Here is a 6,478-nt window from a genome sequence, read left to right on the forward strand (position 1 = left end):
CTGGAGGCTCCGGGCGTATTTCTTTTCTTCTCTCTATCAATACATCCCTTTGGGATTGGGGCCATACTGGTTGGAACCGGGCTGGCTGTCCATGCAGGCAAACACAAGCAGGATGAGCGAACCGATGCCGGGGATCAGGTTCAGAAGCAAGAACCAGGCGCTCATATTGATGTCGTGCAGCCGCCTTGCCCAGAGGGCGAGGAACGGGAGCAAAATAGCCAACCCATAAATCGTCTGGACCACACCGAAGACGGAAAGAATCCTGGTCAGGATGCTCAGGATCAAGGTAATGACGAAGTTGACAAGGACGGCCACCCAGAAATCCCTGCGGCGGGTACGGCCGGAAAAGTTTATATAGTTGCGGAACATATTCACGTAGGGCTGAAAGAAATCCATAGTGGCAACTCCCTTTCATCATTTGTCCAGGATTATCGTATATGCTGCTCTGCAAAAAAGTCTCTTTGTGCAAAAGCAGTTTAAAAATAAGGATGGGCTGTTCCCATGATTTGCTTTCTGTCTTGCAAAGAGGTTGGCTTGTTCCGGGCACTTCTGTGGGGCGAAACATAAATCCCGCCTGCCTTTTTCGAACGCCCCCTGTGGAGCGGGAACGAATCCCTGTTGGCTTTCTTAGAGCGTCCCCCGTGGAGTAAGAAATATCACGATTCCGCTTCGCTTCCGTGGCCCTCGCCGGAGGCGCGAAATGACGCTGTGCGTCCGCGAAATGGCACTTCGTGCCCGCCGGAGGTGCGAAAGACGCTGTGCGTCCGTGAAATGGTACTTCGTGCCCACCGTGAGGCGGGAAATGAGTCCTCGTTGGCTTTCTTAGAGCGTCCCCTGTGGAGCGGGAAATATCAGGATTCCGCTTCGCTTACGTGGCCCTCGCCGGAGGCGCGAAATGGCACTGTGTGCCCACCGGAGGCGCGAAAGACGCTGTGCGTCCCTGTGGAGCGGGAAACGAATCCCTGTGGGCTTTCTTAGAGCGTCCCCCGTGGAGTAAGAAATATCACGATTCCGCTTCGCTTACGTGGCTCTCGCCGGAGGCGCGAGGGGCACTGCGTGCCCGCATGGTGAGGGAAATGCGCTTCTTTTTGACGTCTACGGAGAGCACCCAGACCTTCACAATGTCGCCGACCTTGAGCACCTCGCTGGGGTGTTTGATGTACCGGTCGCTGATCTGGGAGATGTGTACCAGGCCGTCCTGGTGCACCCCGATGTCGATGAACGCGCCGAAATCGATCACGTTGCGCACGGTTCCCATCAGCTCCATGCCGGGCTTGAGGTCCTCCATGCTCAGCACGTCCGTGCGCAGCAGGGGCGGCGGCAGCTCGTCACGCGGGTCGCGCCCGGGACGCAGCAGCTCCGTGACGATGTCCCGCAGGGTCGGGACGCCGGTGTCCAGCTGTTTGGCAAGTGTCTCCTCGCCGACCTGTGCCACCTTATCCCGCAGGCCGTCCAGCCTTCCCGCGCGCACATCCTCCAACGTGAAGCCACAGCGCTCCAAGAGGGCCTTCGCCACCGCATAGCTCTCCGGGTGCACGGCGGTATTGTCCAACACGTTTTTGCTCTCGCTCACGCGCAGGAAGCCCGCGCACTGCTCAAACGCCTTGGGGCCGAGCTTCGGCACCTTCTTGAGCTCCGACCGGCTTTGGAATGCGCCGTTCTCCTCGCGGTACTTCACAATGTTCTTCGATACGGCGGACGATACGCCGGAAACCTTTTCCAACAGGGCCGGGGACGCCGTGTTCAGATCCACGCCCACGGTGTTCACGCAGTCCTCCACCACGCCGGAGAGCGCCTCGTTTAAGCGCTTGGGCGGCATATCGTGCTGGTACTGCCCCACGCCGATCGCCTTCGGGTCGATCTTGACCAGCTCCGCGAGCGGGTCCTGCAAGCGCCGCGCGATGGAAACCGCGCTGCGCAGGGTCACGTCGAAATCCGGGAACTCCTGGGCGGCCAGCTTGCTGGCGGAATAGACGGACGCGCCCGCCTCGCTCACCACCATGTACGAAACCCCGGCGCCCAGCTCGTGGATCACTTCCGCTGCAAAGATTTCCGTCTCCTTGCTGGCCGTACCGTTGCCGATGGCGATCACCTGCACCCCGTGCTTGCGGATCAACTCGGAGACGGTCTTCTTCGCCTCCTCGACCTTCGCCTTGGAATGCGTGGGATAGATCACGCCCGTATCCAGCACGCGGCCGGTCGCATCCACCACCGCCACTTTGCAGCCCGTGCGGTAGCCGGGGTCCAGGCCCATCGCCACGCGCCCCTTGACCGGCGGCTGCATCAAGAGCTGGCGCAGGTTGACGGAAAAGACCTTGATCGCGGCTTCGTCCGCGTTTTCCGTCAGGGTGTTGCGCACCTCCCGCTCGATCGCGGGGAAAATCAGGCGGCTGTAAGCGTCCTCTGCCGCCTCGCGCACCGCGTCCGTGCAGGGGGACCCCTCCTTGACCGCGACCGAATACACGATGTTCAGCCCGCGCGCCGGGTCCAGCGCCACGCTCACCTTCAAGAAGCCCTCGCGTTCGCCGCGGTCGGCCGCCAGGACGCGGTGCCCCGCCAGCTGCCGCAGGGGCTGCCGGAAGTCGTAGTACGGCTCATAGACGGATTCCTCCTCCGGCTTGGCGGCCTTGCTGACCAGCTCGCCCTGCGCCATCGTCACCACGCGCAAACGCTTGCGGATCCCGGCGTCGTCCGAAATCCACTCTGCGATGATGTCCTTTGCGCCCGCAAGCGCGTCCTCCGGCGTCTCCACGCCCAATTCGGGGTTGACGTAGGCTTCCGCCAGGTCGATGGGGTAGGAAGCCTTTGGGTCCTGTTTGTAGATTTCCTGCGCGAGGGGCTCCAAGCCCTTCTGCCGCGCCACGGATGCGCGCGTCTTGCGCTTTGGCCGGAAGGGACGGTAGATGTCCTCAATCTCCGACAGGGTCGAAGCGCCGTCCAGGGCCGCGGCGATCTCCTCGGTCATGCTGCCCGCGGCCGTGATGAGGCTCGCCACCTCCTGGCGGCGTTTCTCCAGCCCGCGCAGGTATTCCAGGCGCTCCGCAATTTCGCGCAGCGTCTGGTCGTCCAGGGAACCGTGGGCCTCCTTGCGGTACCGCGCGATAAACGGGATGGTGTTTCCCTCGTCGATCAACTCTATGACCTTTTCCACCTGCCAATTTTTGAGGTGGAACTGCTCTGAAAGTATCGTTACAAAATCCATCCGCTCACCATACCCTTGCCATCTGCGCCGCCGCGCTCTTCGCCTGCTCCATCCGCTCTGCGACCTCTTCCGGCGGGAGAAGGTCCGTCCCCTCTGCAAAGAGGCAATCGAAGCCCGGGATGCCGAAGAACTGCGAGAGGGCCTTCATCTCTTTTTCGCCCAGCTCCAAACCGGACGCCGCCCCGGTATAGAGGCCGCCCCGGGTGGTCAGATAGAGCAAACGGCTCGCCTTGCAGCACCCGATGCAGCCGGTATCGCCCTCGCCATAGCGGAACGTGATTCCCGGCACGGATACCGTCTCGATATACGCTTTCAGGATGGCCGGGAAGCTCAGCTCCCACATGGGCGCGGCGACCACGATGCCGTCCGCCGCGGCGAACCGGCGGGCCTCGGCGAACTCCGGCGCGTCGATCTTGCCTTGACTCTTGAGCGCCTCCCGGCGTTCCAGCTCTTCGCCGCGGATGCAATGGATGTCCGCCTCTGCCAAGCGGACCACATCGACGGTATCCTGGGGATGCGCCTTCCGATAGGCGTTGAGGAACGCGTCCGCCAGTTCGCGCGTCCGGCTGCCCGTGCGCAGGCAGGTGTCCACATACAGGAGGGTGCGGGGCGCGACCCATTTCTCCATCACATAGTCGTCCATCACAAAGCCGTTGCCGATGTCCGTCACGAGCGGATAGGCGACGGTAAAGCCCCGCGACCGGTAGCAGGCGATGGAGCCGTCGTTGTGCTTGTTGACCGTGAGCCAAATTTTCCGCAATCCTTCGCGGCGGCAGAGGTCGGTCATAAAGGCGATGCCGTGGGATGCGATCCCCTTGCGCCGGAAGGACTTTTCCACATAGATTTTGCTGAGGAACAGGCTGTCCCCGTCGCGGCGGATGCCGGTGTACCCGGCCTTTTGGCCGTCGTATAAAAAGAAATAGTAGTGATACCCTTCGTTTGCCATCTGTGCGCGCATGGCCGGGGCCGACTGGAATTTTTCAATCATGTAAGCGGTCTGCTCCGCGCCGATAATGGGGGTAAAATGATCCGTCCAGATGGGCTTTGCCAAAGCGGCCAGCTCGTCCACCTGTTCGGGAAAGACTTCAACCATTTGGATAACAGGCATGGAATGTTTCTCCTTTTTCTTGGATTCTTGGGTTCTATTATACGTGCTTTTCCAAATGGACGCAAGAAGGCCCCCGGCATATGCCGGGGGCCCCTTCCTTATGGATTCCGATTCTATTTCAAAGTCGGATATTCGCCGTCCACAAGATTCCAGACACTGGTGTCCCAACCGGCGTCGAGATACGTAGAAGCGTTCTTCATTTCCTCCTCGGTTTTTCCATAACCGCGGTACTTATCATTATCCCAGCCGGTAAAAAGCTGGCTGCCACGATAAAGGTTCCCCTTTAAGAAGAAGATGGATTCCGCGTCTACCGTTCCGTCGCCCAGTTCGCCGATGGACGGATGGGTATACGTATCGATATTTCCAAAGCTATCCGTCTGTGCATAGACGGTGCTGACCGTATAACAATTTGAAACGTCCCCATTGTTCAGGCCAATCAAACCGCCTGCCCGCGCACCTTTAATGGTGCCGATGGAATAGCTGTCCGTCACGGTTCCGGAATTGCTTCCCGCAATGCCGCCGTAATAATAATGCACCGTCTGATACGGATACCCAAATGGATTCCCGCTGACATCTGCAAAAGAAGCGCAGCCGCGGATCACGCCGTTGGTATCGTTGTCGCCAACTATACCGCCGACCTGCCAGATGTTTTGCAGCGGATCTCCCGCTGTGACGGTCCCGCTAACCGTGCAATTCTCGATGGTTCCCACGTTCCATCCGACCAAAATGCCGGAAACGCTGTGGGCGTTGACCACCGCATCCTCCACGGTCAGATTGCGGATGGTGCCGGAAGAGTAGGTAAACAGGCCGTTGTAACTCTTCAACGTTCCAACATTTAAGCCGGTAACCTTGTGCCCGTTTCCGTTCATATCTCCGGTAAATACATTCTCCGTGGGCTCATAATAAGTCCCGTACCACCAGTCATCAATTCTCTTCAATTCTCCAATCGGTTCCCAATTCGGATAGGCTTCGCTCAGGTCCACGTCATTGGCAAAAACAAAGTTGCAATGGGGATGCAGGCGGACATTGTACAGGTCCTCCGCGTCGCGGATGATATGATCGTCGCGTTCGCAATCCGGATTCTCGGGTTCCTCCGGGTCGGTGCCGGGCTCTTCGCCGCTGTCTGCCTCTTTTACAGTGAACTCAATCACCTTCGGGCCGTTCACCACGGGGATGGTGACAAATTGCGCCAACTGAACCGCCGGATCGTATTCATAGCCTTCCGGCGCGGTCACATAGTGCGCCGTGGCCGTATCGGTCTGCGCTTCCGCCACCGGCGTAAAGGAGTGGGACGCCTTTGACAGGCCGCTGTAGATCTTCGAATAACTCTGATCCAGCAATGCGCCGGTCTCCGTATCGCGGAAATCCACGCGCACCTGATACGCTTCGGGATGCTCCTCCGGGTCCGGGTCGGTGCCGGGCTCTTCGCCGCTGCCCACCTCTTTTACGGTGAACTCGATCACCTTCGGGCCGTTCACCACGGGGATGGTGACAAATTGCGCCGTCTGTGTCGCCGGGTCGTATTCATAGCCTTCCGGTGCGGTTACATAGTGCGCCGTGGCTGTATCGGTCTGCGCCGCTGCTACCGGTGTAAAGGTATGGGACGCCTTCGACAGGCCGCCGTAGGTCTTCGAATAACTCTGATCCAGCAATGCGCCGGTCTCCGTATCGCGGAAATCCACGCGCACCTGATACGCTTCCGGATGCTCCTCCGGGTCCGGGTCTGTTCCCGGGTTGGGGCCAGGCTCCTCGCCGCTGTCTTCCGGCTTTACATCAAACGTAATGGTTTCCGGAGTAGCGGCGCCCCCTGCATCCACCGTTACACTAAAGGACTGCGAAGCAGGATCAAATACATAGCCCTCCGGTACTGGGGCCGTAATGGTCTCAGTTCTTCCTGCCCAATCCGGCGTTGCAATGGTGTATTTGCCCGGAACCTCCAGCGAAACCTTCTTAGTCTCCGTAAGCAACTGATTGTTCACCGTATTCTGATAATGCAAGACATACTCAATCGTCTTGGCTTCTTCCTCAACAACCGTAAAGACAACCGTCGCCGGGGTTGCGGTGCCCGTCTCATCATTAACCGTCACCGCGCTGGACTGGTCCGCTGCTACCGGGCTGTACACATAGCCCTGCGGTGCATCATAGTCCGCCGCGGCAATCGTGGTATC

Annotated in this window: 3 protein-coding genes and 1 pseudogene; all 4 read right to left on the bottom strand. The window is 59.5% G+C overall.

Going from position 1 to position 6,478, the window contains the following annotated elements:
• Positions 1–36: 36 nt before the first annotated feature.
• A complete protein-coding gene (locus I2E77_RS12540; RefSeq protein ID WP_195451352.1) occupies positions 37–396 on the bottom strand; it encodes a DUF805 domain-containing protein in 360 nt (119 codons plus the stop codon).
• Positions 397–1,003: 607 nt separating this feature from the next.
• Positions 1,004–3,202 carry a Tex family protein gene (locus tag I2E77_RS12545; RefSeq protein ID WP_195451353.1) on the bottom strand — a complete coding sequence of 733 codons (2,199 nt, stop codon included), beginning with the start codon at positions 3,200–3,202 and terminating at the stop codon, positions 1,004–1,006.
• 4 nt (positions 3,203–3,206) lie between these two features.
• Complete coding sequence (locus I2E77_RS12550; protein ID WP_191441734.1) at positions 3,207–4,310, bottom strand: GNAT family N-acetyltransferase; 1,104 nt, start codon at positions 4,308–4,310, stop codon at positions 3,207–3,209.
• Between the two features lie 113 nt (positions 4,311–4,423).
• Positions 4,424–6,478: pseudogene (locus tag I2E77_RS12555) on the bottom strand (hypothetical protein); the annotation flags it as partial.

Source organism: Anaeromassilibacillus sp. 1001302B_160321_C8, from assembly GCF_015554745.1.
GTDB classification, from domain to species: domain Bacteria; phylum Bacillota; class Clostridia; order Oscillospirales; family Acutalibacteraceae; genus Anaeromassilibacillus; species Anaeromassilibacillus stercoravium.